This is a genomic window from Phyllobacterium sp. YR531 (assembly GCF_000282595.1).
Taxonomy (GTDB): Bacteria; Pseudomonadota; Alphaproteobacteria; order Rhizobiales; family Rhizobiaceae; genus Phyllobacterium.
In genome coordinates this window covers 22871-48465 of record NZ_AKIZ01000038.1, presented here as the reverse complement: position 1 = coordinate 48465, position 25595 = coordinate 22871, and the positions used below count along the sequence as shown (strand labels likewise).

Genomic DNA, 25595 nt, shown 5'->3' with positions numbered 1-25595 from the left:
TAATAAAAATAATAAGAACAAGAACTTAGCAGAAATGAGGGGCCAATGGCATCGCAGGATATTTCGCCTGGCACAGATAGCGGCAAAGCTTCGCTCTTAAACGATCCCAAATTCCGTGGTTATCTTTTTCAGATTCTGGCTGTGCTCGTCATAGCGCTGTTGGGATATTGGATCGTCAACAACACTATTGAAAATCTGCAGCGTGCGCGTCTCGCTACGGGTTTTGGGTTTCTCGATGGCCGCGCTGGTTTCGACATCAGCAGCAGCCCGTATCTGACATATTCGAGCGATTCGACTTTCGCCAAGGCGCTTCTGGTCGGTATCCTGAATACGCTGACAGTGGCTGTTGCAGGTATCATCACCGCAACCATACTCGGCTTTATTGTCGGCATTGGCCGGTTGTCGCATAACTGGCTTATCCGCAAGATCTGCACGGTCTATGTGGAAATTTTTCGCAATGTTCCGCCGCTGCTGGTCATTTTCTTCTGGTATTCCGGTGTTCTTGCCGTATTGCCACAGGCACGACAGAGCGTTGCCCTGCCATTTGGAACCTATCTGAACAATCGCGGTTTCTATGTTCCATCGCTTATTCTGGGCGAGGGCGCATGGCTTGCCGGCGTAGCTTTCATCATTGGCATTGTGGCCGCGTTTTTCGTAAAGCGCTGGGCACACAAGCGGCAGATGGCAACAGGGCAGCCCTTTCCGGCGAATCTGACGGCGATTGCCTTGATTATCGGCCTGCCCATTCTGGCACTTGCCATCAAGGGTTTCCCGTTGACGCTGGATTATCCAATTCTTGGAGCATTTAATCTCAAGGGCGGCTCACAGGTTGGTCCGGAGTTCATTTCGCTCTATCTGGCGCTGTCATTCTACACGGCATCATTTATCGCAGAGATTGTGCGTGCCGGTATTCGCGGCGTCGGCAAGGGTCAAACGGAAGCTGCGCATGCACTAGGTCTGCGCCCCGGTACGACAACACGCCTCGTCGTGGTGCCCCAGGCAATGCGTATTATCACACCTCCGCTGGCCAGCCAGTATCTGAACCTGACCAAGAATTCATCGCTTGCGATTGCTGCCGGTTATCCGGACCTTTTCGCAGTCGGCGGCACGATCCTTAATCAGACCGGCCGTTCGCTTGAAGTGGTCGTCATCTTCATGATCGTTTACCTCAGTCTCAGTGTTCTGACTTCGCTGTTCATGAATTGGTACAACGCCAAAATGGCACTGGTGGAGCGCTGATCATGACAGACACCAATATCAGTTTCGTTCGTCAGGAAATGCTGCAGGGCCAGACCCCACCTCGGGGAGAGCGCGGAATTATAAGGTGGGTCAGGCTTAACCTGATCGCGACACCTGTTGATGCCGTGCTGACCATTCTGGCCCTTCTGGCGCTGGCATGGTTCCTGCCACCTCTATTGAACTGGCTCTTTGTCGATGCATCATGGGTTGGTCCGGATCGTTCGGTCTGTGCTACTGCGGCACAGGGCGGCATTCAGCCTGAAAACTGGTCCGGCGCTTGCTGGGCGTTTGTAAACGCCAAGTTCGGCCAGTTCATGTATGGGCCATATCCGCTCGATCAGCGCTGGCGGGTCAATCTTGTGGGCATCATGTTCGTTGCCCTTCTGATACCCCTTCTCATGCCCAAGGTGCCCTACAAGGTGCCGAACGCTGTGGTATTTTTCTTCGTATTCCCGATCATTGCCTTCTTTCTTCTGGTCGGCGGCTGGTTCGGCCTGCCATACGTTGAAACCTCCCGTTGGGGCGGACTCTTGGTCACACTGGTCATTTCCTTTGTCGGCATCTCCGTTTCACTGCCGCTGGGTATTGCACTGGCACTTGGACGACGTTCGAAAATGCCGGTCATCAAGATGCTCTGCGTCATTTTCATCGAAATGGTGCGTGGTATCCCGCTGGTGACGGTTCTGTTCATGGCCAGTTACATGCTGCCGCTGTTCCTGCCGCCGGGCGTTTCATTCGACAAGTTCCTCCGGGCGCTTATTGGTGTTGCCCTGTTCGCCTCGGCCTATATGGCAGAGGTTGTGCGCGGTGGTCTTCAAGCCATTCCAAAAGGTCAATATGAAGGAGCGGATTCGCTCGGATTGGGCTATTGGCAGAAGACTGGGCTGATTATACTCCCGCAGGCGTTGAAGCTGGTCATTCCCGGCATCGTCAACACCTTTATCGGCCTGTTCAAGGACACATCACTTGTCTCCATAATCAGCATGTTCGATTTGCTCGGAACAGTGCGTCAGCACTTCAACGATCCCAATTGGGCATCTCCACAAACCCCAATTTCTGGGCTGGTCTTTGCCGGCTTCGTCTTCTGGATTTTCTGCTTCGGCATGTCGCGCTATTCCATTTTCATGGAAAATCGTCTCGACACTGGCCACAAACGTTAGGAGCATACGCATATGACTACTGAAAACATTATCAACCCGGAAGAAATCCACGTCGACCGCTCGCTCCTGCACGTTTCGAAGACGGATGTTGCTGTCGAGATCATAAACATGAACAAGTGGTACGGGGACTTCCACGTCCTCAAGGACATCAACCTCAAGGTGATGCGCGGCGAGCGCATCGTCATTGCTGGTCCTTCCGGTTCAGGCAAATCCACCATGATCCGCTGCATCAACCGTCTTGAAGAGCATCAGAGTGGCAAGATTCTTGTCGATGGCATTGAGCTGACCAACGATCTGAAGAAGATCGATGAAGTGCGTCGCGAAGTCGGCATGGTGTTCCAGCACTTCAATCTCTTCCCGCATCTGACCATTCTTGAAAACTGCACGCTTGCCCCGATCTGGGTACGCAAGATGCCGAAGAAGAAGGCGGATGAAGTTGCAATGCACTTCCTCGAGCGCGTCAAGATTCCGGAGCAGGCCAATAAATATCCGGGCCAGCTTTCCGGCGGTCAGCAGCAGCGCGTGGCGATTGCCCGTTCACTCTGCATGAACCCACGCATCATGCTGTTTGATGAGCCGACTTCGGCGCTTGATCCGGAAATGATCAAGGAAGTGCTCGATACCATGGTGCAGCTGGCTGAAGAAGGCATGACCATGGTTTGCGTTACCCACGAAATGGGCTTTGCCCGTCAGGTAGCAAACCGGGTTATCTTCATGGATCAGGGCCAGATCGTTGAACAGAACGCGCCTGCCGAGTTCTTCGATAATCCTCAGCATGAGCGCACAAAGCTGTTCCTCAGCCAGATTCTTCATTGAGATATCTGCGCATCATCCTGAAATCTTTTGCAGCGGTCCTGGTGGCCGCTGCAATCATATTTATCGTTGGCGCTGTAGTTCCGCGGCCATTCTGGCCAGTCGAACAAAAGCCAGCCGAATCGCAATCGCGGCAGGTTCTGCTCCTGTCCAATCCTATCCACACGGATTTGGCTTTCCCAGCTGATCCGGATGTTTTGCAGCGTCTTTCATTTCTGGCAAATGATAATTTCCAGCTCACTGATCCGCGCATCAAATGGATTATTGTCGGTTGGGGAGGGCGTAGTTTTTATCTCGAAACACCAACTTGGGCGCAGTTGAAATTCATGCCGCTCATGCGCGGCATTACTGTTGATAATTCGGTGATGCATGTGGAACCGGCAGGCGACTTCGATACCGCTCAACCTCACATTGAACGATTGTCCGTTTCTGCCGATGCTTTCGACGCTATGTTGCAGAACGTTGTCAGCAGCTTTCAGGTCGATGCAAGTGGCAACGCACTGATGATTGCCGGTGCCCAATATGGTTTGAACGACCGCTTCTTTGAAGCCAATGGGAGGTTCAGCGCAATTGTAGGATGCAACACTTGGACTAGTGCAATTCTGCGTTCAGGTGATTTGCGTACAGGCTTTTGGAACCCCATGCCGCAAAGTCTTGTCTGGTCGCTGAAGCGGTATAATACTTTCTAAAAATTCTTTATTTCTCCGATTTTCTCAGCAATGCTATTAAGCGTCTATTTTTTATAAAGCTATTTTCAGTTGGAATTATTATGACGGAAGATTTTACAGAAAAAACAAGCGAACAATTGAGAGAAATCGCAATAACCCGGCAAATGTGGAACAACGAGTTACGTAAATATGTGGCTGCGGCACTTGATCGATTATCGACAGCGCTAATCGTGGTTGGCTTCCTTGGACCTCTAGTGGCTGTTATGACCAGCCCGGATATTTTGCAACATGACAACAACTTATGGTTGCTTATGAAGTTTATTGCCGTGGTATTGTGCATCGTGTTATCTTTTGGGCTGCATATCGGCGGCAGACTGGTTCTTAAAAGAGGTTATCTTAATGTTCGCCTATGAGATTTATTGGGTTCTAACATGGATTATGATGCCTCTATTTGTGACAGTTGGTGCATTGCTGCTTGGAAACCATGAAGTTAAACAAAGCCAGAAAGATACAGATATTCTTCTCGCAAATATTGCTCATGAGTTGAAGCGTCGGGCTACTCCAGCGGAGTAACTGCCACTTATTTCGATATCATGTATGACTTTAGCAAGCCTTTTTGGGCGAACGCATAGCAAGCCCTTTTGGGCGCTCAGGACCCTCGCTTTGGCGGGGGTTTTTGCATTTGGCTCTCTTCGGCATCATACCCATAAAGCCAGTCCAACCCTGCGATAAACTTTTCGGCAGGGCGTTTGCGCATGATCATGTTACGCGCCATGGCTACAGGACCCCGTGCGCGATAGGCGAGGTGGTTGAGCGCACCGCGCCGGACAACAGCCTTGATGCGTTTGCCGCGCTGCTTGCCAAAATTGTTCAGCGCTGCGGGCCACTCGCTAGCGTCCCCGCTTAGGCTTGCCGCCAGCTCCCAAGCGTCCTCGATAGCCATTGCCGCACCTTGCGCAGCATAAGGCGTCATTGCGTGGGCGGCATCTCCGATCAGTACGAGCCGATCTTCCAGCCGGTATCTGCATTTTCGCATTTCAAACAGTGGCCAAGGCGTCCACGGGCGTGCCGCACGCATGATATCGCGAATGCCGGGGTGCCAGTGATTGAACTCGCGAATGAAATTCTGGCTGGGCGTTTCCGGAACTGCGCCAGCGTCCCAGCGCCGCCCGCCCTGGCGATCCGGAGCAACGGCAACGAAATTGAACATTTTTCCTGACCGGATCGGATAGGCAATCAGATGTGCATTCGCGCCGGTCCAAGCAACGACATTGGTGCCTTGCGGCAGCAAACTGCTAAAACTCTCCGGCAATTGATCAGCCGCAATTGTCGAGCGCCAGGCAATCGTCGATGTATATCGGGCGCGCTCCACGTCGGACATCGCATTGCGCATATTCGACCACACACCGTCAGCTCCAACCAGCAGGGCGCCACGCTGCTCTTCGATGCGATCGTGATATTGTACCCGAACCAGAATGCCGTCCATATCGGATTTATATTGTGTCACGGCCGATTGCAGTTGGATCGCAATGTTAGGTTGGCTGCGCGCCTGCTCCAGCAAGGCGTTTTGCAGATCAGCACGATGGCATACGATATAGGGCGAGCTCCATCGTTCACGAGCTACATCACCAACGCCGAGCGAAAGCAGGGTCTCGCCGCTTGAACCATCGGCAAGACAAATGGCCTGTGGTTCTACGGCGGAAGGCGTCAATTTTTCGAGTACACCAATACGTTGAAGTATCCGTGTTGCATTAGGAGAAAGTTGCACTCCCGCGCCAGCTTCCGCCAATGTTGCGCTTTTCTCGAATATCTGGACTGGAAAACCCTTGGCGTTCAGTGCCAGCGCAAGTGTAAGTCCAGCAATACCGGCGCCAGCGATAATAATCTGGTCAGGATTTGGATCGCGCCTGTTTCGTTCGGTCTTCAGATCGATCAGTGATGCGTTCAAGCGGCCCTGTCCACATAGGTGCAACCTGCGGGAACTGTCTCGTCGGCGTGAAGCGAAGCATCATAGCGATAGAGTGTAGAGCAGTATGGGCAGACCTTTTCATTGTCGTCGCCAAGGTCGAGAAACACGTGCGGATGATCGAAGGGCGGATTGGCACCGACGCACATGAATTCCTTTACACCGATAGCGATGCTCGCATGTCCTGCGCTGTTCTGGAAATGAGGGATGCTGTGGCCAGCCATGTTTCGCTCCTGAATCGTCACACCAAATGCCTGTTTGCGGCATTTGACTTCTCTTTCGCTTCGGTTTGTATCATCCTGATTACGATTTCAAGACGATTGCTATCAAACTGTCAAAAGACTTCTCTATGGTGCGCGCATAAGTCCGTATTTGATGGATGAATTATTAGCTGGAGAATATTGATGAACGACCAATCGCCCGCCATTCCGCAGCCCGTCGAGAACGTCTCTCTGCCGGATATGCACACCAGCGTTGATCGCTTTGTCAATCGCGAGTTCTCATGGCTGCAATTCAACAGGCGTGTGCTCGAAGAAGCCCAGAACAAGCACCAGCCATTGCTGGAGCGCCTGCGCTTCCTGTCGATTTCCGCCGCCAATCTGGACGAGTTCTTCATGGTCCGCATCGCCGGTCTTGCCGGGCAGGTGCGCGAAAATGTCTCCAGCCGCAGCGATGACGGACGCACACCACAGGAACAGTTGGAGTTTGTTCTTGAGGAAGTCGGCAAACTTCAGGCGGCACAGCAGTTGCGTCTTGGTGCTTTGCGCGAGGAACTGATCAAGGAGAATATCGAGATTGTCCGTCCTGACCGCCTGACGAAGGCTGAACAGGAATGGCTGGAAGATCATTTCCTTGAAACCATCTATCCGGTGCTGACGCCGCTTGCCATTGATCCGGCGCATCCTTTTCCGTTTATCCCTAATCTCGGCTTCACCATCGCCATGCTGCTTAACCGCAGTACGGACAATCGCCCGATGACGGCTTTGCTGCGCCTGCCGCAGGCGCTCAAGCGTTTCATCCAGATACCTGATGATACTGGCCGCTATCGGTTTCTTTCGCTGGAAGATGCGATCAGCCTTTTCACCGGGCGGCTGTTTCCCGGTTATGAGGTAAAGGGTGCCGGTACATTCCGCATCATCCGCGACAGTGATATTGAAGTGGAAGAAGAGGCGGAAGACTTGGTCCGTCTGTTTGAAAGCGCCCTGAAGCGCCGCCGTCGCGGTCAGGTGATCCGCATCGAGTTTGACGATGAAATGCCGGAAACACTGCGCAGCTTCGTCGCCACGGAGCTTGGCGTACCGGATAACCGCATCAGCGTGCTTGGCGGGCTGCTGGCGCTCAACATGATTTCTGAAATCGTGGGCATTCCGCGTCCGGATTTGAAATTCGTGCCCTACAATCCGCGTTTCCCGGAACGTGTGCGCGAGCATGGCGGTGATTGCTTCGCCGCTATCCGCGAGAAGGATATTGTCGTTCACCACCCTTACGAATCGTTTGATGTGGTCGTGCAGTTCCTGCGTCAGGCCGCGGCCGATCCGGACGTGGTCGCGATCAAGCAGACTTTGTACCGCACCTCAAACGACAGCCCTATCGTTCGTGCGCTCATCGATGCTGCCGACGCCGGCAAATCCGTGACTGCCCTGATTGAGCTGAAAGCCCGCTTTGACGAAGAAGCCAATATCCGCTGGTCGCGCGATCTTGAGCGCGCCGGTGTGCAGGTGGTATTCGGTTTCATCGAACTGAAAACCCATGCGAAGATGTCGCTTGTCGTGCGCCGTGAGGAAAGCAAGCTGCGCAGCTATGTGCATCTGGGGACTGGCAACTATCATCCGATCACCGCCAAGATTTATACTGATCTGTCCTTTTTCACCTGCGAACCGGCAATCGGCCGCGATGTGGCGCAAATCTTCAACTACATTACCGGCTATACGCCGCCTTCCGGCGAGATGCGGATTGCCGTGTCGCCGATTACCCTGCGCCCACGCATTCTCCAGCACATCGCCGAAGAAATCGCTCACGCCAAGGCTGGTCGTCCTGCTTCGATCTGGATGAAGATGAATGCGCTCGTCGATGCAAAGATTATCGATGCGCTCTATGAAGCCAGTCGCGCCGGTGTGGAGATTGATCTTGTCGTGCGCGGCATTTGCTGCCTGCGTCCGCAGGTGCCGGGGCTTTCCGAGAATATCAGGGCAAAGTCCATCGTCGGGCGTTTCCTCGAACATGGCCGCATTTTCTGCTTCGGTAACGGCACGCCTATGCCCTCTGAAAATGCTCTGATTTATTTCGGCTCAGCCGATATGATGACCCGCAATCTCGACCGACGGGTGGAAACTTTGGTGCCAATAACGAATCCAACTGTGCATCAACAGGTTCTTTCACAGATTATGCTGGCGAACCTTCTCGACAACCAGCAGAGTTATGAGCTACTTGCAGATGGAACCTCGCGGCGGATCGCTCCTGCCGATGGGGAGGATGCTTTTAATGCGCAGGAATACTTCATGACGAATCCCAGCCTTTCCGGCCGTGGCAAGTCGTTGAAGTCCTCGGCGCCTCGATTGATTGCCCATCGCAAGCGGAAAGCGGCGAAAGAAAAATGAACTTGATTGCGACTCTCCCGAGTTACTGCCGATATAGTGGTCCAGGAACCCAGACTGTATGATATCGGCAGCACAGGGACGTGTGCAGGGACGCAGGCCAGCCGCTGTCATCGACATTGGCTCCAACTCCGTGCGTCTGGTGGTTTACGAAGGCGTCACCCGTTCGCCCACGGTGCTTTTCAACGAAAAGATATTGTGCGGCCTCGGAAAGGGACTGGTAAAAACCAAGAAACTCAACGCTAAAGCTGTACAGAGCGCCTTGCGCGCTTTGCGCCGGTTCCGGGCCCTGGCAGAGCAGGCCGGTGCAGTTTCGCTTGATGTGCTTGCCACCGCCGCCGCGCGTGAAGCAGAAAACGGCTCGCAGTTCATCAAAGAGGCCGAAGCCATCCTGAAGGAACCCATCAAGGTTCTGTCGGGCCGCGAAGAGGCCTATTATTCAGCGCTGGGTATCATTTCCGGTTTCCATGATCCGGATGGCATTGCAGGCGATCTTGGCGGCGGCAGTCTTGAACTTGTGGATGTCAAAGGCCGCAAGATCGGTGATGGCATTACGCTGCCGCTCGGTGGGTTGCGGCTGCAGGATATGTCAGAGGGCGATCTGACCGAGGCACTGGACATTGCCCAGAAAACGCTCGGCACCGCCAAGCTGCTTGCCAATGGCAAGGGCAGGGCCTTTTACGCTGTTGGTGGAACGTGGCGAAACCTTGCCAAACTGCATATGAGCGCGGAGCATTATCCGCTGCATGTTATGCATCATTACGAAATCCCCTTTGAGGAAGCCCAGCGTTTCCTCAAGCGTGTCGCGGTCGGCGATGTCGATAACATGCGTGGCATCGAGGATGTCTCGAAAAACCGCCGTGCGCTCCTGTCATACGGCGCCATAGCGCTGCTTGAGACCATCAGGATCATGAAGCCGTCCAAGGTCGTGTTCTCTGCGCTCGGCGTGCGTGAAGGTTTCCTCTACTCGCTTCTCCCGGATGGCGAGCAATTGAGTGACCCGCTCATTTCGGCCTCGGAAGAATTGGCGACCTTGCGCGCCCGTTCGCCCGCCTATGCGCGTGAACTTGCCGATTGGAGCGGCGAGGCTTTCGCTGCACTCGGCTATGACGAAACCGATGACGAAAAACGTTATCGCCGTGCGGCCTGCCTGATTGCGGATATCAGCTGGCGTGCCCACCCGGATTATCGGGGCAGTCAGGCGCTCAACATGATCTCAAATGCCAATTTTATCGGCATTGATCATCCGGGCCGCGCCTACATCGCTCTTGCCAATTTCTTCCGCCATGAAGGCGTTGCCAACAGCGTGCCGGACCCTGATCTTGCGGCCATTGCCAGCCCACGCCTTTTGGAGTTCTCGCGCCTGCTTGCCGCCATCATGCGGATTACCTATCCGTTTTCGGCATCGATGTCTGGAGTAGTTCCCAACCTGTCGTGGAAAAAGACCCCTGAAGGCATCAGCCTTGTCGTGGACAAGTCCAAAGCCGATCTGATTGGTGATGTCACCGAGGGACGCTTGCAGCAATTGGCAAAGCTGACCGGCAAAACGCTGAAAATGGAAGTTGGCAAGTAATCAACACGCTACTTTGGCCGCATGCAAAATGAGCATGGCAAGAAGGCTATCGGCTGGCTATCTTGAGGAATGCGGGGCATTTCAGAGAAAGCGCGACATTGCCGATAAACAGAATAGTGCTTTACGCACAGGACATCGAAGAAACCGTTCAGTTCTACGAAAAGCATTTTGGTTTTGAAGCGTCCAGACGAACGGGCGACAGGATTGTTGAGTTGTCCAGCAGGGATGGCGGCGCCAGTTTGATGATCCATCAGGCAGCCAAAGGGCAGCGCGGCGGCCAGTCGATAGTCAAGCTTGTTTTTGATGTGGAGGATATCGCGGCTTTTTGTGCTCTTAGTGCGAAAAACGGGCTGGAATTCGGAACTATTCATCAAGCGGATGGATACGCGTTTGCAAATGCGAAAGATCCTTGCAAAAACTCAATTTCAGTCTCCAGTCGTGCTTTCCGAAAGAGTTGAACCTGTCCAGCCTGTTGATTTTGGGTGACTGCACTCAATGAGCCATTTTCAGCTTGGGAATATGCAGACCAAGCACCAGCGGCACGGTGATCGCGTAGACAATAAGGGCGGATAGCCAAATCGCACCCGGCCATTGCTTCTGCACGACAAAGTAGAAAGTGGAAAAGCCAAGCGGAGCGATGATCGATGCAAGGCTGATTGCTGAGGCCAGTACACCTTGGAACTGACCTTGCTTGTCCTCGTCCACCATGCGTGTGGCAAGTGACTGGAGCGAAGGAACGCCAATACCGCCGAGCACGAACACCGGCATGATGGCAAAGACTACCCATGGTTGTGTGGCAAAGGCGAGAATGATGAGAGCCAGCCCTGTACCCGCAACACCGGTCAGTATGGTTGCACGCTCACCGAGCAGTTTCACGGCAGGCCCCGGCAGAAATGCTTGGGCAAGCGCCTGACATGCGCCATAGGTGCCGAGCGAAAGCCCGATCCACAGGCCATTCCAGCCGAAAGCATCGTGGCCCCATAATGCCCAGCAGGTGCCATATACTTCGCCAACGCCGCTGAAAATGAAGAAGACGATGATAATCGGCAGCAGCCCTTGCATTGACAATATTGAACGAAACGGGCGCAGCGGATTGAGCGCAGCAAGATCGATCTTTTCGCGGGTGGGTGTGCGTGACTCCGGCAGGACGAACAGCGCCATCAAAAAATTACCCCCGTTGAGCAATGCAGCAGCAATAAATGGCAGTCTTATCCAGTAATCCCCGAAAACGCCGCCAAGAACAGGCCCGATGATGAAGCCGATACCGAACATCGCGTTGAAAAGCCCAAAGCGGCGAGCACGTGTGTCTTCAGCGGAGATATCAGTAATGTAGGCTGTGGCAACGGAGATGTTGGCACTGGTCAGGCCGGCGATAGCACGGCCTATCAACAGCATCCATAGGTGAGGTGCAAAAGCCAGGATCAGATAATTGATGGCGGCACCCGCCATGGAGATCAGGAGCACGGGACGGCGGCCAAGCCTGTCACTGAGTGCGCCCAGCACCGGGGCAAAGACAAACTGCATCAGGGCATAGAGCGCGGTCATGATGCCGATGTAGTGCGCAACATTGCCCGCATGCGTAACCTCCTCGATAAGACGAGCCAGAATAGGGAAGATAAGTCCGATGCCAACGGCGTCGAGACCGACCGTTGCAAAGATAATGATAAGAGCTCTGTTCATAGTGTGTATACCGAGTTTAGATTTATACTGAGTACATAAATGTCTCTGGGAGCCCGATATGTCAATATAAATATGTACTCGGTATAAAAATATGCTATTCGGACCGTATGACCAAATCTCCAAACTCGATTCCCTCCGACCTGCGTTCGCGCAAACGCGTCGCCACGCGGCGCGCTATCTCTCAAGTTGCTGATCGGCTCTTTCTGGAACGCGGTTTTGATAATGTGACAGTGGATGACATAGCGGCTGCGGCGGATGTTGGCCGTATGACAGTGTTCAACTACTTCCCTCGTAAGGAAGACATGTTCTTTGACCGCGATGAGGAAGGGCGCGAGACGCTGCGGGATGCCTTGCGGCAGCGTGATCCAGGTGTCGCGCCAATGGAGACTTTACGCCTTCTAGCCCACCAGCTCGTGGCAGAGCAGCGCCCATACGTAGAATTTTCAGTGCGAAGCCAAGGATTTATCAGGACGATTGAAGGCAGTGAAACCCTCAAAGCCCGTGCCAGAGCAATACGTGATGAACTTGCGCAGCTGGTTGCCGCAGCGCTTTGTGAATGTGCGGGGCGCGACGCTGTTGATCCTGACGCCAATCTTGCTGCAAATTTGCTCATGGCCACGTGGAGCGTGGCGTTTATTGAAGCGCATCGCACTTTCCGGCAAAGCGAAGATACGAAAGCAGCGGAAGCGATGTTTCTAGGCATTGTCGATAAGGGCACTGTTGGCCTGAAGGCAGCTTTAGCGGGCACGCCTTACGTTTGAAACGATGACCTGGACATCAACGAGTATAACAATATTGGTTGGCACACCCCCGTGAGGTTGCTTTGAATAAAATGGAACTCGTAGCAATTATTGATGATGAACTTTCAAATTGCGGATTCAAGAAGAGGCAAACAACTTGGTATTTCAAGACGGCACGAGGTGTGCTTGTGTTGGATCTACAAAAATCTGCATACGGGCACCAATTCTACATTAATCTGGCATCTGCGCCTATCGAAGTAGAAACAATCGGTTACCCAACGCCGAAGGAATACAAGTGTCCTCTACGTCTTCGTTTGGACAGTGCGTACCCGCAACTCAGTGATGAACTAAAATTAGTGCTGGACTTAGAGAACCTGTCAATTGGCGATGAAGGCAGAACTGCCGTGATCCGTCGTGTGGTGAGTGAATACTCTGTGCCGTTTCTGATGAAGCTTGACGGAATGCAGAAAATCAAACGCTCTCTGCATGACGGTTCACTTGACCGGGCATTTGTGGCGCTTGCACTTGGCAAGTTCACCAGTTAGGCGACAAATACGCCTTACGTTAGAGAATACCCCTACAGTATCAAGATTAAATTGCTCGCAGAATTTCTATCTCGCAAAATGCATTTATGTCGCCTGCCCGGAAGATCATTCCAGGTGCCAACTCGAATTCCAACGTTCCGACCAGACCGCAGAAGGTTGCCCCCAGTGGAATTTCGCAGTCAAATTTATTCATGAAAATTGCCATATCGAAGCTTTGCGAATCGTCTGTCAGTCCACGACATTTGAACATCCGATTGGTTATCTCTCTTGATATCATGGGAACTGACCGACCAGTCGAACTGGCAGGAAGCAGCGAGACATTTGCGAGATACAGAGGACGTGTAAACCATTGGTCTCTCCCGATCGCTGAGTTCATGCTTGATCACACCCATTTCCTCTAGAAATACCAATTCACCGATAGCCAGTCTATCCAGTTCATTTTTGGGATTCTCGAAGGTATTTCTCAAACTTCGGGGCGCAGGTTGATCTCCCATTATGTCTCCGCCAAACGAAGCGGCATGAATATAACAATGGCTGCCACCCCATCGCAATCCTGCCGGTTTCGCAGCTGTCCGTTTCAGCTCTTCACACGCATGTGAGAGCATTTGTCTTGCCGGTTGGTGCGACTATCGCCAATGTCGCCGGATGGCAAATCAGATCGTTGATCGGCGGACTTTCATTCTGGGTTCCATGGCAGGGGGTGCCTGTTTGCTGGCGCCATCACGATCCCATGCGCAAGCGCCACAAAGCATCAAGCCTCTGGACGGTGTCGCCATAAGCCGTATCATTGATCAGGCGTCGGCATTTCCTGCACTTCAAACCATGATCGTATATGCAGGCGGCAAGACGCAGATCGAGCATCGCTTCCATGGTCCTGCTGCCGACCGCCCCGTCAATGTCAAATCCGTATCGAAGACCATCATTGCTACGCTTGCCGGTATCGCCATTGACCGCAAGGTATTTTCCGGTCTCGGTGAGCTTGTCGCGCCGATCCTGTCGAACAAACTGCCGCAAGAGCGCGACCCCCGGCTGGCACAGGTTACGCTTGGCAATCTGCTTTCCATGCAGGCTGGTCTCGACCGCACGTCCGGTCCCAATTACGGGCGATGGGTGGAGAGTTCCGATTGGGTGCGCTACGCGCTTGCCCGTGATTTTGTCGATGAGCCGGGTGGGCGTATGCTTTACTCGACCGGCAATTCCCACCTCATATCTGCGATGCTTACCCGTAAGACCGGGCGATCGACATTAGAGAATGCCCGCGAATGGCTCGGTGAGCCTTTAGGTATCAACGTACCGGCTTGGCCGCGTGATCCGCAAGGCATCTATTTTGGCGGTAATGATATGGAGCTATCGCCGCGTGCCATGCTGACTTTCGGCAAGATGTTTCTGGATGAGGGGCGCAGCGGCAATAGGCAGATTGTGCCCGCCGCATGGATAGCGGAATCATGGAAGCCAAGAACCAGTTCGCCATTTACTGGAGATAGCTATGGTCTTGGCTGGTTCATTTCCTATACGCCGGATGGCAAGCCGTTTTATTACGCCTGGGGTTATGGCGGCCAGATGATCTACGTGGTGCCGCACGCTGCCGTGGTTGCGGTGATGACCTCCAATACCGCAGCGCCTTCCGGTCGTTCCGGCTATGTGCGCCAGTTGCACAACCTCCTTGCCACTCAGATTGTGCCTGCGGCGGAAGCTGCAATCGGCTAATCATCCGGCAGCAGGCGCAATCTTCCTTCGTGACGGGAAAGTCATGGCCGCAACGCCCATCACGACAAAAATCAATCCAAGCCATGCAGTGCTGGCCAACGTTTCACCGAGGAATATCACCCCGATGCCAACGCCAATCGGAACACGCAGATAGGCCTGTGAAGCAGTGCTGATAGAGCCGACCGTATGAATGAGCCGGAAGTAAATGGTAAAGGCGAGGGCAGTCGAGAAAACTGAAAGACCAATCAGTGCCAGGATCGAATCGGACGATGGCGTAATCGTCCATGGGTGATCAACGATCAGGCTAACGGGGATAAGTATTATTGCTCCGCAGATCATTGAACCGGCCGCTGGTATCATCGGATTAAGGCCTTTGAAGCTTCGCCCGAATATCGCGGCCACAGCATAGGAGAAGGTTGCAGCCACAATTGCCACTTGCGCCAGCAGTTCATTACCAACGCCCTCAAAAGCCTCCATGCCGATGATCAGGCTGATTCCCATCACACCTGCGAGGGTACCGAAGAGCTTGCGCGGAGTTACCACCTCATGCCGCGTTATCAGGACCGTCAGGAGAAAGACGAATATTGGCGTCGTCGAGTTCAGGATTGTTGCCAGTCCGGCATTTACCGACTGCTCAGCCCAGGCAATGAGTGTAAAAGGGATGACACTGTTTATGCAGGCTTGAACGAAAAAGCGTTTCCAGATGGCCGGATTTTTTGGCAATGAAAGACCGCGCATTTTTATGATGGCGAGAAGCACGCCACCAGCAATCAATGTTCGTGCAGCGATGAAGGTGATTGGTGGGATCGTCTCCACGCCGATTCTGATGAACGTATACGAAGCACCCCATAGAGTTGCAAGGAGGGCAAGAAGTGCAACTTCTTTGGCAAGAAGGGGGGTGGCGTTGGGGGAGGCAGTCATGTTTTTCACTTTCAAAGCATTGATCATTTGTATGATCAATGCCCTGAATTCCTGCCCGATGTTTCGATGACGGTCAAACTATCAAAATTTATGGATCACTTGTCTGATATTGATCAATCATTCTGAGACTTGCACGAGCTTTGCAGAAGAATGGCCAGTTGTGGGAGCAAAACCGGCGATTCTTCGAGCATTTTTGTAACCCTGAGCTGCAAAATAGTTGCTGCCAGTTGAGATTGTCTATGCGGCCCGAACAGCCACTGCGGTGATTTTCTTGTTTTCGAATTTCAGGCACAGTTCGCCATTAATCAGCTGCAGCGCTTTCTCTCCGAAGACTTCGCGACGCCAGCCTTGCAGTGCCGGAATGTCGTCGACATCGCCTTCCGAGGCAATCCGGTCGATCTCGTCGGAGGTTGCAACTACCTTTGCCGCTACCCCATGTTCCTCGGTAACAAGCCGCAAAAGCACTTTCAAAAGCTCTGAAGCTGCTCCCGCACCCTCTGGTGAAGCAGTCTGCTTCGGCAGGCGGGGCATCTCTTCCTTTGGCAGATCAAGCGCTAGATTAACAGCATTAAGCAGGCCAGTAGCCATGCTGGAGCGCTCCCAACCCTTTGGAATCGTTCGCAAACGTGACATTGCTTCCGCATCGCGCGGCTGTTGTTGGGCAATCTCATATATGGCGTCGTCCTTGATGACCCGGCCGCGTGGAACATTGCGTTCCCGTGCCTCCCGCTCCCGCCAAGCGGCGACACTGCGCAAGACTGCAAGTTCGACAGGCTTGCGCAAACGCATCTTCAGGCGCTTCCAGGCATCGTCCGGGTGCATGTCATAGGTCTCGCGAGCGGTGAGAATTTTCATCTCGTCCAGAACCCATTCAGTGCGGCCTTCCGCTTCCAGGCTCTTCTTGAGATGCAGATAAATATCACGCAGATGCGTCACATCAGCCAAAGCATAGTCGAGTTGCTTTTCGGAAAGCGGCCGCCTGCGCCAATCCGTAAACCGTGAAGATTTATCGATCTGCGCCCCAACCACACGTTGCACCAACTGATCATAGGCGATGGCATCGCCGAAGCCGCAAACCATTGCTGCAACCTGTGTATCGAACACCGGATGCGGGATCAGATTGCCAAGATGGAAGATGATTTCGATGTCCTGACGGGCAGCATGAAACACTTTCACGATCGTTTCATCGGCCATCAGCTTAAAAAACGCAGCAAGATCAAGGCCCGGCGCCAGCGCATCAACAATCGCCGTATGATCTGGCGATGCCAATTGGATAACGCAAAGTTCCGGCCAGAACGTGGTCTCACGGATAAATTCCGTATCGACAGTCACGAAGTCTGATTGGGAAAGGGCGGCAACAGCCTGTTCAAGCTGATCTGTAGTTGTAATCATGGTCATGATTTTTCTATAGCGAATGAGAATGGGTTTGTCTCGGTTCTTGACAAATCAACTCCAAAATGCGCTTGTCCGCCCAAATTCTTTGGCGTGTCGGGGGCTTTTTCCCCGAGCTTTTCGCCATATTTAATCAGAGGCACATATCATGCACCGTTACCGCAGCCATACCTGCGCCGCCTTGCGTAAATCAGACGTTGGTTCTTCAGTTCGTCTTTCGGGTTGGGTCCACCGTGTCCGCGACCACGGTGGAATTCTTTTCATCGATATTCGCGACCATTACGGTCTGACGCAGATCGTTGCCAATCCGGATTCACCAGCCTTCAAAATGGCAGAAACCGTGCGCGGCGAATGGGTTATCCGCGTTGATGGCGAAGTGAAGGCGCGTACGGAAGACACGGTAAACGCCAACATGCCGACAGGTGAGGTTGAGGTTTTTGCGCGCGAGATCGAAGTTCTCTCGGCTGCGAAGGAACTGCCTTTGCCTGTGTTTGGCGAACTCGATTATCCGGAAGATATTCGCCTCAAGTACCGCTTCCTCGACCTGCGCCGCGATACACTGCACAAGAACATCATGCAGCGCACGAAAATCATTGCGGCGATGCGCCGCCGTATGAGCGAAAACAATTTCACTGAATTCTCGACACCGATTCTGACGGCTTCATCGCCGGAAGGTGCGCGTGACTTTCTCGTGCCGAGCCGTATTCATCCCGGCAAATTCTATGCTTTGCCGCAGGCTCCGCAGCAGTACAAACAGCTGATCATGATGTCCGGTTTCGACCGCTATTTCCAGATCGCGCCCTGTTTCCGCGATGAAGATCCGCGCGTTGACCGCCTTCCGGGCGAGTTCTATCAGCTCGACGTGGAAATGAGCTTCGTCGAACAGGAAGACGTTTTCTCCACTATGGAACCTGTTATACGCGGCGTTTTCGAAGAATTTGCTGAAGGCAAGCGCGTGACGCAGCAATTTCCGCGCATCGCCTATGATGATGCTATGCGCAAATATGGCTCCGATAAGCCTGACTTGCGCAACCCTATCGAAATGCAGGCGGTAACCGAACATTTCGCTGGTTCGGGCTTCAAAGTCTTCGCCAACATGATCGCCAATGATCCCAAAGTCGAAGTATGGGCCATCCCGGCAAAGACCGGTGGCTCGCGTGCATTCTGTGACCGCATGAATTCCTGGGCACAGGGCGAGGGGCAGCCTGGCCTTGGTTATATCTTCTGGCGCAAGGAAGGCGAAAACCTTGAAGGTGCTGGTCCGCTTGCCAAGAACATTGGACCTGAACGCACAGAAGCTTTGCGTGTTCAACTGGGTCTTGATGATGGCGATGCGGCGTTCTTCGTAGCTGGCGATCCAAAGAAATTTGTGTCCTTTGCAGGCGCCGCCCGCACTCGCGCTGGTGAGGAATTGAACCTTGTTGATCGCGATCAGTTCGCGCTCTGCTGGATTGTTGATTTCCCGTTCTTCGAGTGGCTCGAAGATGAGAAGAAGATTGACTTCGCTCACAACCCGTTCTCCATGCCTCAGGGTGGCATGGATGCGCTGGAAAATCAGGATCCGCTGACAATCAAGGCATTCCAGTACGATACGGTTTGCAACGGTTTCGAAATTGCTTCCGGCGGCATCCGCAATCATCTGCCAGATACAATGGTCAGGGCATTTGAAGCGGTTGGTCATTCGCGTGAAACTGTGGAAGAGCGCTTCGGTGGTCTCTACCGCGCATTCCAGTACGGCGCACCGCCCCATGGCGGTATGGCAGCTGGTGTTGACCGTATTGTCATGCTGCTCGTCGGCGCAAAGAACCTGCGTGAAATCACCATGTTCCCGATGAATCAGCAAGCCAATGACTTGCTGATGAATGCGCCTTCAGATGTTTCACCTGCCCAGCTTCGTGATCTGAACATCCGCCTCAATCCGGTGAAGAAAGAGGTTTAAAAACCTTCTCTAACCGACTCTGGATAAACAAAAAGCCCGGCATCGCTGCCGGGCTTTTTCGTTGCATTGATCAATACTTACTGGTTTGCGACGACAGTCACGCCAAGTGTCTTGAGCAGTGTCTTTGGATCGGCCATGCCACCTGCAGCGATAATTGCAAATGGAACTGACTTCGGAGGCGCTGCCTTGATTTCGATGGTCTTTGGGTCGTCAAGATAAGCGCTGACCGCCGTACCGAGCGTCTGGGCAAATTCTGCATCACCCAACTGCGCTGCGGCCATTGGAACGATTGCCTTGGCTTGGTTGATCAGGTCTTCGCGCTTGGCACCCTGCTGCTTGGCAACATAGTCGAGTGCCTTGTAAGTGACTGAGTCATCTTCAAAGCGGATTGATGCGCCGGTAAAGCTCAACTGCTGCATCAGGCCAAGCATTGCCATGCCCTGTGCATCGTCAGGCTTGCCTTCCATGTTCTTGGTGGCTTCCTGAAGACCTTTGATGAAATCGAGAGTATAACCCGAGAGATCAAGCTTGATACCAAGTGTTCCGGCATCGTTGGTAACAAAGTCCAGTTTCTCAATGTTGAGGCGGCCATCAGGAACATTCCACGTGCCGTTTACATCGATCTTGCCCGAAAGTGTCTGATAGCCGAGAGCGGTCAATGCTTCCTTGGTTTTGGGATCTTCCACATCTGACAGATCAGCCTTGAAGCTTTCAACATTCGTTGTGAACGCGACAGGAGAGGTTTCTGTAAGTGGCGAAATGGTTGCCGTGATGCCATCGGCCAAGAATACGTCCTTGCCTTTGGCATTGACGCCAATGTGCTTCACTTCAGCTTTTTCATACTGCAAGATTTTCGCCAGAGGTTCCGTCGCGCCTTCCGCAGGAAGCGTGATGCCTTCTACAGCGATTCCTTCGACGGTTACCTTGCCCTTGTCATCACCTTCAGGAGCGAAGCTGATATCCGGGATGGTCATGGAGCCGATCTTGAAGCCGCCGCCCGAAACGTCGCTGACATCCGAAAGCGTAACGTCGCCGGCAGTGAATGTTTCCTTGACGCCAGCGGTTGAAACTTTCGTTTCCTTCAGGATGATCGTCGAGCCATTGGTTTCAACATTGCTGTATTCAATGACGCCGCCCTGTTCGGCATAGACTGCCTTCAAGCGTGCAGCGACAGCGTTTCCATCAACAGCAAAGGCTGAACCGGCAAATACGACGACGAGAGCCGAGGTTGCAGCCAGAAGGCGCAAGCCGGATTTTACGGGGTAGGTTGAACGCATAATCAGTTCCTTGTTGATATCAATGATCGTACCTATTGCATGATGCACGGCAAAACTGTGACAGCCATGAGCCAAGCGGCAATATTTACAATTCGGGCGCTACAAAGTCAGATTTGGCGTGCGAAGGCAAGCTTTGTTCAGTTTCCCACTGCATATGCGCTGATCAGCCTGTGATATGGGCGAATCATCGCTTGCCCGAGAATCCGTGTCTTGATAGTCCATTCAAATGGGAAAAAGCCTGATTCCGCCAGACGATGGCGATGATAATGTCGAACCGGTTGACCTGAAGGCAGCGCTTGAAGAGCGCTATCTTGCCTATGCTCTGTCAACGATCATGCACCGTGCCTTGCCGGATGTGCGGGATGGGTTGAAACCTGTTCATCGCCGCATCATGCATGCCATGCGTTTGCTGCGTCTTTCGCCCGACCAGTCCTATGCAAAATGCGCCCGCATCGTCGGCGAGGTCATGGGTAAGTTCCATCCCCACGGCGATCAGTCGATCTACGACGCACTTGTGCGTTTGAGTCAGGACTTTGCCGTTCGCTACCCGGTTGTCGACGGACAGGGCAACTTCGGCAATATTGATGGCGATAACCCCGCCGCCATGCGTTACACCGAAGCGCGCATGACTGATGTCGCCATGCTGCTGCTGGAAGGCATTACCGAAGATGCTGTCGACTTCCGTCCGACCTATAATGAGGAAGACGAGGAACCGATCGTTCTTCCGGGTGCTTTCCCGAACCTGCTTGCCAATGGTTCATCCGGCATCGCGGTCGGCATGGCAACCTCCATTCCACCGCATAATGTTTCGGAGCTGTGCGCCGCGGCGTTGCATCTGATCAAGCATCCTGATGCAACTGTTGAAGAGTTGATGACGCCGCCGGAAGAGTGGGCGGTAATTGAAGCGGAAAGCAAAACCGATCCCAAGGCCCTGCTGAAATGCAAGGTGCGTGGACCTGATTTCCCGACAGGCGGTATCCTTGTCGAAAGCTGGGACGCGATTGTCGAAGCCTACAAGACCGGGCGCGGCGGTTTCCGACTGCGCGCGCGCTGGGCAACAGAGGATTTGGGCCGAGGTACATGGAATATCGTTATTGGCGAAATTCCATATCAGGTGCAAAAATCACGTCTGATTGAAAAGATCGCTGAACTCCTGATCGCCAAGAAGCTTCCGCTGTTGGACGACGTACGTGATGAATCGACAGAAGACGTCCGCCTTGTGCTTGAGCCGAAGAGCCGCAGCGTCAATCCAGACATTCTCATGGAATCGCTGTTTAAGCTCAGCGAACTGGAAACACGCTTTCCATTGAACATGAACGTTCTTTCACACGGCAAAGTGCCCAATGTGTTGTCCCTGCGTGAGGTGCTGAAGCAATGGCTTGAGCACCGCAAGGAAGTGCTTATCCGCCGCTCACGGCATCGTCTGGGCGAAATAGAGCGCCGTCTGGAAATCCTCGGCGGCATGTTGATTGCCTACCTGAATATTGATGAAGTCATCCGCATCATTCGTGAGGAAGATGAACCGAAGCAGGAGATGATCCGGCGCTTTGAGTTGACTGATAATCAGGCCGAAGCCATTTTGAATATGCGCCTGCGTTCCTTGCGCAAGCTTGAAGAGTTCGAAATCCGCAAGGAATTTGATGGCTTGAGCGCCGAAAAGAAGCAGATTGAGGAACTGCTGGGATCAGAGCCGAAGCAATGGCAGACGATCTCGTGGCAAATATCGGAAATGCAGAAAAAGTACGGCCCAGATACGCTTGTCGGCAAACGCCGTACAACCTTTGCCGATGCACCGACGCATGATCTGACAGATATCCACCACGCAATGATCGAGCGCGAGCCGGTGACGGTTGTCGTGTCGGAAAAGGGTTGGCTGCGGGCGATGAAGGGGCATCTGGCAGATTTTGCCACCCTGACGTTCAAGGAAGGCGACAAGCTGAAACTGGCTTTCCATGCCGAGACGACTGATCGCATTCTCGTTTTGACCACGGGCGGCAAGTTCTACACCATTGGTGCGAACAGCCTTCCAGGCGGACGCGGCCATGGCGAACCGATCCGCATCATCGTCGACATGGAAAACGATCAGGATATTGTGACGGCCTTCGTGCACAATCCCGAGCGCAAGCTGTTCCTGTCATCGCATGTGGGCAATGGTTTCATCGTTCCGGAAGCGGACGTCATTGCGAATACCCGCAAGGGCAAACAGGTAATGAACGTCAAATCACCGGATGAAGCACGTCACTGTGTTCCGGTTGTCGGTGACAGCGTTGCGATTGTGGGTGAGAACCGCAAACTGCTCGTGTTTCCGCTGGCCGATGTACCCGAGCTTGGACGCGGCAAGGGTGTGCGTCTGCAGCGATACAAGGATGGCGGCGTTTCGGATATTCGCATCTTCACGATGGAGCAGGGGCTTACATGGCAGGACGCCTCGGGCCGCAGCTTCACGCGTGGAAAGCTTGAATTGCTGGAATGGGTGGGTCCCCGTGCAACCGCTGGCCGCATGGTGCCGAAAGGCTTCCCGCGTTCCGGCAAGTTCTCGTAGCGTTTGAGCTTTCCAGTTTGAATGGAGCTGCACTACTCAAACAGGAAAAGCGCTAGATCGGATGACGGATTATCGTCGTCCGGGCACGTCTGCGCGAATGATACATTTGCCAGAGTGAGTGGCCGATCAAAGCCGAAATGATGATGATGCCACCTACGAGCGTGGCGTCAGTCGGACGTTCGGAAAACACCAGCCATACCCAGATAGGCGTCAGCACCGTCTCAAGCAGATAGAACATCGCCACTTCCGGTCCCGATAGAAATCTTGGTCCGGTTGCAAGACAGATGAAGGCGATTGTCGTCACTACCGCGCCATTGAAGATGATCCAGCCGGGTACGGCAACATGGAAACCGTTCTGCGATACCATGAATGCCGCAACAGTCATGGGAACCGCTGTCCCCATCATGGCAGCAAAGCTCATATCCTTGCCGGATGCGCGTGTGACCGTTATTGCCGAAGCCAGAATAAAGGTCGAAAGCAGCCCCATAAGATCGCCAAATACATGCCCCGACGATAATCCCTCCCGCACAATAATGCCGACGCCGATCAGCATCAGGAACATGGCGATGAACGTAACCGCTTTGGGCCTTTCTTTCAGGAATACCCAGGAAAGCAGCGCGGCAAAAACGGTGTTGAAGGCAAGAATGAAAACCAGATTGGCTGTTTTCGTATTGTAGACAGCGGTCATGAAAGCGATTGAAGCCATGCCGTAAAGCGCTGCAACTAGAAACCCGGTCTTGCCGGGAAGCAACGTGCGGCGTTTTCCGGTGATCAGGTTCCAAATAACCCAGATGATCAGAGCGCAAAGCAGGGTGGTCGAACTGCGCAACAACAATGTTGACCATGTTTCGCCTTGTCCGAGCCGTAGCAGCGGAATATCAGCGGAAAGTACCAGCCCTCCAATGCCGGTGATAAGCAGACCTTTGCGATGGTCGTGATGTAACTGGGACATGCGGCGGATTTTCCGAGATTATTTGGTGTTATGCCGCGTGATCTAGCGGGGATGGATATCAACGTCCAGAGCCGTTCAGGGTGAACGGCGTTCCCAGCCTTTCATGCCGAGGTGTTCCTGCGGCTGATAGCGGATTTTATACTGCATCTTTCGAGATCCCTCGACCCAATAGCCGAGATAGACATGCGGCAAGCCCGCGGCGGCAGCCCTCTGGATGTGGTCGAGAATCATGAAAGTGCCCAGTGAACGGCTCGCATGGTTGGGGTTGAAGAATGAGTAGACCATCGACAGCCCGTCGCCCATCACATCGGTCAGTGCAACGGCGATCAGTTCTCCTTCACCCTTCTGCGTGATGAAACTATCAGGGCCGCGGCGGCGATATTCGATGATCTGCGTGGGTACGTGCGTGTCTTCAACCATCATGGCATAGTCGAGCACGGTCATTTCCGACATACCGCCCTTGTTGTGGCGCGCATCAAGATAGTGCCTGAACAGCGAATACTGTTCGGTGGATGGCTCGGCGTGATGAATATTGCCGATCAGATCGCGATTGCGGTTCCACACGCGGCGCATGGATTTGTCCTGAGTAAATTCACCTGCAAGAATGCGCACTGACACGCAAGCCCGGCAGTTTTCGCAGGCTGGGCGGTAGGCAATATTCTGCGAGCGACGAAAACCGCCTTGGGTCAGCAGATCATTCAGTTCGTTGGCGCGTCCGCCTACAAGGTGGGTAAACACCTTGCGTTCAAGCTGTCCCTCAAGATAGGGACATGGCGATGGCGCTGTCAAAAAGAACTGCGGTGATTGCTGCGGTTGATGGGTCATCCATGTTCCTGCGATACTCTGTAACAGCTATAGAATCGTATGACCGCCTAAAACGTCAATTCAATTATATTGCATCGCAGAGTGAATGTCGCGTGTGTCGTATCAGGGCGTTGGTGTCGGCGGGCAGCGAGTGCCGCTCCATGAATGGATCGGCGGGTCAAAGCGCCCATTGTTTGAGCCGCCCCACGCAGCTTTGAAATCCTGATAGTCATCGCTGAAATGCAGCGATACCAGCCCCGTGCCATCTTTGTCGGTCCAGATCAACGTGCGGTCTGTCGGGCTTTTCTTGTCTTTCTCCACAATATTGCCATCGGTGCGACCTGCCGGCCCATCAATCTTGTAGGAACCCACAATCTTCCCGTCGCGATCAACGCTCAGATTGGTCTGGATATCCTGATAATCGCCATAGGAAATAACTTCGCCACAGAATTTACCAGCAGGTGAAGCCGCGTAAACAGCATGGCCCGATAGGGCGAGCAGGGCGATTGCCGCAGCAGCAAGTTTGAATCTGTTCATCATTTCAATGCCAAGAAGAAAGGCTCCCGGATGGGAGCCTTTGGAAGTTTAGTTGTATGCCCTGACGACAACTGTTCCAAGCAGGAGGTCATGCAAGGTGCGCTTGCGATCCAGAAAGAAGGTTGCAAGCAGGATGAATGGGGTCAGCACAACATTGAGGCCCCAGAAAAGTACGGTGTGAACGACTGCGAGCAGGCCATCGATCTTTTCGCCATTCAGGCGTTCCAGCTTGAGGCCCATCATTTGCATGCCTTTCGTTGCCTGTCGCGGCCCGCCAAGCGTGCTGTAAACATAGAGCAGGGCAACAGCAGGGAACATGATGCCGTAAAGCATCCAGCCCAATCCCAGAGTAGCCACGCCAAGGATAAAGACCAGAATCGCTACCGGAATGCACAGCAGGAACACGATCGCATAGTCAATCAGAAAGGCGAACACGCGGCTGGTGCGTACGCCCTGATACAAGCGCCAATCTTCGAGACGATCCGTAATTATTTCGCCATCAAGGGTTTTCGCGTTCATTTCATTTCCTGTTTCAAGTGATGACCA

Annotated in this window: 23 protein-coding genes; 13 read left to right on the top strand and 10 right to left on the bottom strand. The window is 53.4% G+C overall.

All coding sequences use genetic code 11. The features are described 5' to 3' along the window. Window positions 1-45 precede the first annotated feature (45 nt). From PMI41_RS21615 to PMI41_RS21595, 5 genes are all read left to right on the top strand, one after another. A complete protein-coding gene (locus tag PMI41_RS21615; RefSeq protein WP_008128437.1) occupies window positions 46-1239 on the top strand; it encodes an amino acid ABC transporter permease in 1194 nt (397 codons plus the stop codon). A 2-nt stretch (window positions 1240-1241) separates the two neighbouring features. Beyond that, entirely contained in the window at window positions 1242-2399 is a 1158-nt protein-coding gene (locus tag PMI41_RS21610; protein WP_008128436.1) for an amino acid ABC transporter permease, read from the top strand. 12 nt (window positions 2400-2411) lie between these two features. Beyond that, complete coding sequence (locus tag PMI41_RS21605) at window positions 2412-3215, top strand: amino acid ABC transporter ATP-binding protein (RefSeq protein WP_008128434.1); 804 nt, start codon at window positions 2412-2414, stop codon at window positions 3213-3215. Then, on the top strand, window positions 3212-3901 hold the full coding sequence (locus tag PMI41_RS21600) for a TIGR02117 family protein (RefSeq protein WP_008128432.1): 690 nt from the start codon (window positions 3212-3214) through the stop codon (window positions 3899-3901). The genes PMI41_RS21605 and PMI41_RS21600 overlap by 4 nt, the downstream gene beginning before the upstream one ends. Before the next feature lie 80 nt (window positions 3902-3981). Next, entirely contained in the window at window positions 3982-4293 is a 312-nt protein-coding gene (locus PMI41_RS21595) for a hypothetical protein (protein WP_008128429.1), read from the top strand. A 236-nt stretch (window positions 4294-4529) separates the two neighbouring features. Here PMI41_RS21595 and PMI41_RS21590 read toward each other — a convergent pair whose 3' ends face one another. Both PMI41_RS21590 and PMI41_RS21585 read right to left on the bottom strand, forming a co-directional pair. Next, window positions 4530-5828: an FAD-dependent monooxygenase gene (locus PMI41_RS21590; RefSeq protein ID WP_008128425.1), complete on the bottom strand. Its 1299-nt coding sequence runs from the start codon at window positions 5826-5828 to the stop codon at window positions 4530-4532. Beyond that, a complete protein-coding gene (locus PMI41_RS21585) occupies window positions 5825-6070 on the bottom strand; it encodes a zinc-finger domain-containing protein (RefSeq protein WP_008128424.1) in 246 nt (81 codons plus the stop codon). Before PMI41_RS21585 ends, PMI41_RS21590 begins: the two co-directional genes overlap by 4 nt. A 237-nt stretch (window positions 6071-6307) precedes the next feature. Between PMI41_RS21585 and PMI41_RS21580 the strand changes: the two genes are divergently transcribed. The 3 genes from PMI41_RS21580 to PMI41_RS21570 all read left to right on the top strand — a co-directional run bounded on the left by PMI41_RS21580 (window position 6308) and on the right by PMI41_RS21570 (window position 10471). After that, window positions 6308-8443, top strand: coding sequence for an RNA degradosome polyphosphate kinase (locus tag PMI41_RS21580; RefSeq protein WP_244423993.1), 2136 nt, complete (start codon window positions 6308-6310; stop codon window positions 8441-8443). Between the two features lie 58 nt (window positions 8444-8501). Next, window positions 8502-10013, top strand: a complete 1512-nt coding sequence (gene ppx / locus PMI41_RS21575) for an exopolyphosphatase (protein WP_008128421.1) — start codon at window positions 8502-8504, stop codon at window positions 10011-10013. Between the two features lie 98 nt (window positions 10014-10111). Continuing rightward, window positions 10112-10471 carry a VOC family protein gene (locus PMI41_RS21570; protein ID WP_008128419.1) on the top strand — a complete coding sequence of 120 codons (360 nt, stop codon included), beginning with the start codon at window positions 10112-10114 and terminating at the stop codon, window positions 10469-10471. A gap of 34 nt (window positions 10472-10505) precedes the next feature. Here the strand turns inward: PMI41_RS21570 and PMI41_RS21565 are convergent, their stop codons facing one another. Continuing rightward, entirely contained in the window at window positions 10506-11693 is a 1188-nt protein-coding gene (locus PMI41_RS21565) for a tetracycline resistance MFS efflux pump (protein WP_008128418.1), read from the bottom strand. A 107-nt stretch (window positions 11694-11800) separates the two neighbouring features. Here PMI41_RS21565 and PMI41_RS21560 point away from each other — a divergent pair, with 107 nt between their 5' ends. From PMI41_RS21560 to PMI41_RS21545, 3 genes are all read left to right on the top strand, one after another. Beyond that, window positions 11801-12454 (top strand): TetR/AcrR family transcriptional regulator, encoded by a 654-nt coding sequence (locus PMI41_RS21560; RefSeq protein ID WP_008128415.1) that lies wholly within the window; start codon window positions 11801-11803, stop codon window positions 12452-12454. Between the two features lie 71 nt (window positions 12455-12525). After that, complete coding sequence (locus tag PMI41_RS21555; protein WP_008128413.1) at window positions 12526-12978, top strand: DUF4304 domain-containing protein; 453 nt, start codon at window positions 12526-12528, stop codon at window positions 12976-12978. 645 nt (window positions 12979-13623) lie between these two features. Then, a complete protein-coding gene (locus PMI41_RS21545; protein ID WP_008128409.1) occupies window positions 13624-14685 on the top strand; it encodes a serine hydrolase in 1062 nt (353 codons plus the stop codon). Here PMI41_RS21545 and PMI41_RS21540 read toward each other — a convergent pair whose 3' ends face one another. Beyond that, window positions 14686-15606, bottom strand: coding sequence for an EamA family transporter (locus tag PMI41_RS21540; RefSeq protein WP_040856432.1), 921 nt, complete (start codon window positions 15604-15606; stop codon window positions 14686-14688). A gap of 237 nt (window positions 15607-15843) precedes the next feature. Next, window positions 15844-17004 (bottom strand): ribonuclease D, encoded by a 1161-nt coding sequence (gene rnd / locus PMI41_RS21535; RefSeq protein ID WP_008128405.1) that lies wholly within the window; start codon window positions 17002-17004, stop codon window positions 15844-15846. A gap of 142 nt (window positions 17005-17146) precedes the next feature. On the opposite strand from rnd, the gene aspS reads away from it, so the two are divergent. Continuing rightward, a complete protein-coding gene (gene aspS / locus PMI41_RS21530) occupies window positions 17147-18937 on the top strand; it encodes an aspartate--tRNA ligase (RefSeq protein WP_008128402.1) in 1791 nt (596 codons plus the stop codon). Window positions 18938-19014: 77 nt separating this feature from the next. Here aspS and PMI41_RS21525 read toward each other — a convergent pair whose 3' ends face one another. Continuing rightward, window positions 19015-20214, bottom strand: a complete 1200-nt coding sequence (locus PMI41_RS21525) for a hypothetical protein (protein WP_008128401.1) — start codon at window positions 20212-20214, stop codon at window positions 19015-19017. A gap of 226 nt (window positions 20215-20440) precedes the next feature. Between PMI41_RS21525 and PMI41_RS21520 the strand changes: the two genes are divergently transcribed. Next, window positions 20441-22756: a DNA topoisomerase IV subunit A gene (locus PMI41_RS21520; RefSeq protein ID WP_008128400.1), complete on the top strand. Its 2316-nt coding sequence runs from the start codon at window positions 20441-20443 to the stop codon at window positions 22754-22756. 52 nt (window positions 22757-22808) lie between these two features. On the opposite strand, the gene PMI41_RS21515 is transcribed toward PMI41_RS21520, so the two are convergent. The 4 genes from PMI41_RS21515 to PMI41_RS21500 form a co-directional block, all read right to left on the bottom strand. Continuing rightward, window positions 22809-23708, bottom strand: coding sequence for a DMT family transporter (locus PMI41_RS21515; RefSeq protein WP_008128399.1), 900 nt, complete (start codon window positions 23706-23708; stop codon window positions 22809-22811). A gap of 75 nt (window positions 23709-23783) precedes the next feature. Continuing rightward, window positions 23784-24533, bottom strand: a complete 750-nt coding sequence (locus tag PMI41_RS21510; protein WP_008128398.1) for an arginyltransferase — start codon at window positions 24531-24533, stop codon at window positions 23784-23786. Between the two features lie 102 nt (window positions 24534-24635). After that, complete coding sequence (locus PMI41_RS21505; RefSeq protein ID WP_008128396.1) at window positions 24636-25052, bottom strand: hypothetical protein; 417 nt, start codon at window positions 25050-25052, stop codon at window positions 24636-24638. 45 nt (window positions 25053-25097) lie between these two features. Beyond that, window positions 25098-25568: an RDD family protein gene (locus PMI41_RS21500; RefSeq protein WP_008128395.1), complete on the bottom strand. Its 471-nt coding sequence runs from the start codon at window positions 25566-25568 to the stop codon at window positions 25098-25100. Window positions 25569-25595 lie beyond the last annotated feature (27 nt).

What these genes read in the sequence shown, in the direction of transcription:
- PMI41_RS21615 (WP_008128437.1), top strand. Translation starts at nt 46, where the DNA reads ATGGCATCGCAGGATATTTCGCCTGGCACAGATAGCGGCAAAGCTTCG.
- PMI41_RS21610 (WP_008128436.1), top strand. Translation starts at nt 1,242, where the DNA reads ATGACAGACACCAATATCAGTTTCGTTCGTCAGGAAATGCTGCAGGGC.
- PMI41_RS21605 (WP_008128434.1), top strand. Translation starts at nt 2,412, where the DNA reads ATGACTACTGAAAACATTATCAACCCGGAAGAAATCCACGTCGACCGC.
- PMI41_RS21595 (WP_008128429.1), top strand. Translation starts at nt 3,982, where the DNA reads ATGACGGAAGATTTTACAGAAAAAACAAGCGAACAATTGAGAGAAATC.
- PMI41_RS21585 (WP_008128424.1), bottom strand. Translation starts at nt 6,070, where the DNA reads ATGGCTGGCCACAGCATCCCTCATTTCCAGAACAGCGCAGGACATGCG.
- PMI41_RS21580 (WP_244423993.1), top strand. Translation starts at nt 6,308, where the DNA reads ATGCACACCAGCGTTGATCGCTTTGTCAATCGCGAGTTCTCATGGCTG.
- ppx (WP_008128421.1), top strand. Translation starts at nt 8,502, where the DNA reads ATGATATCGGCAGCACAGGGACGTGTGCAGGGACGCAGGCCAGCCGCT.
- PMI41_RS21565 (WP_008128418.1), bottom strand. Translation starts at nt 11,693, where the DNA reads ATGAACAGAGCTCTTATCATTATCTTTGCAACGGTCGGTCTCGACGCC.
- PMI41_RS21560 (WP_008128415.1), top strand. Translation starts at nt 11,801, where the DNA reads ATGACCAAATCTCCAAACTCGATTCCCTCCGACCTGCGTTCGCGCAAA.
- PMI41_RS21555 (WP_008128413.1), top strand. Translation starts at nt 12,526, where the DNA reads ATGGAACTCGTAGCAATTATTGATGATGAACTTTCAAATTGCGGATTC.
- PMI41_RS21545 (WP_008128409.1), top strand. Translation starts at nt 13,624, where the DNA reads ATGGCAAATCAGATCGTTGATCGGCGGACTTTCATTCTGGGTTCCATG.
- PMI41_RS21540 (WP_040856432.1), bottom strand. Translation starts at nt 15,606, where the DNA reads ATGACTGCCTCCCCCAACGCCACCCCCCTTCTTGCCAAAGAAGTTGCA.
- rnd (WP_008128405.1), bottom strand. Translation starts at nt 17,004, where the DNA reads ATGACCATGATTACAACTACAGATCAGCTTGAACAGGCTGTTGCCGCC.
- aspS (WP_008128402.1), top strand. Translation starts at nt 17,147, where the DNA reads ATGCACCGTTACCGCAGCCATACCTGCGCCGCCTTGCGTAAATCAGAC.
- PMI41_RS21525 (WP_008128401.1), bottom strand. Translation starts at nt 20,214, where the DNA reads ATGCGTTCAACCTACCCCGTAAAATCCGGCTTGCGCCTTCTGGCTGCA.
- PMI41_RS21520 (WP_008128400.1), top strand. Translation starts at nt 20,441, where the DNA reads ATGGGAAAAAGCCTGATTCCGCCAGACGATGGCGATGATAATGTCGAA.
- PMI41_RS21515 (WP_008128399.1), bottom strand. Translation starts at nt 23,708, where the DNA reads ATGTCCCAGTTACATCACGACCATCGCAAAGGTCTGCTTATCACCGGC.
- PMI41_RS21510 (WP_008128398.1), bottom strand. Translation starts at nt 24,533, where the DNA reads ATGACCCATCAACCGCAGCAATCACCGCAGTTCTTTTTGACAGCGCCA.
- PMI41_RS21505 (WP_008128396.1), bottom strand. Translation starts at nt 25,052, where the DNA reads ATGATGAACAGATTCAAACTTGCTGCTGCGGCAATCGCCCTGCTCGCC.
- PMI41_RS21500 (WP_008128395.1), bottom strand. Translation starts at nt 25,568, where the DNA reads ATGAACGCGAAAACCCTTGATGGCGAAATAATTACGGATCGTCTCGAA.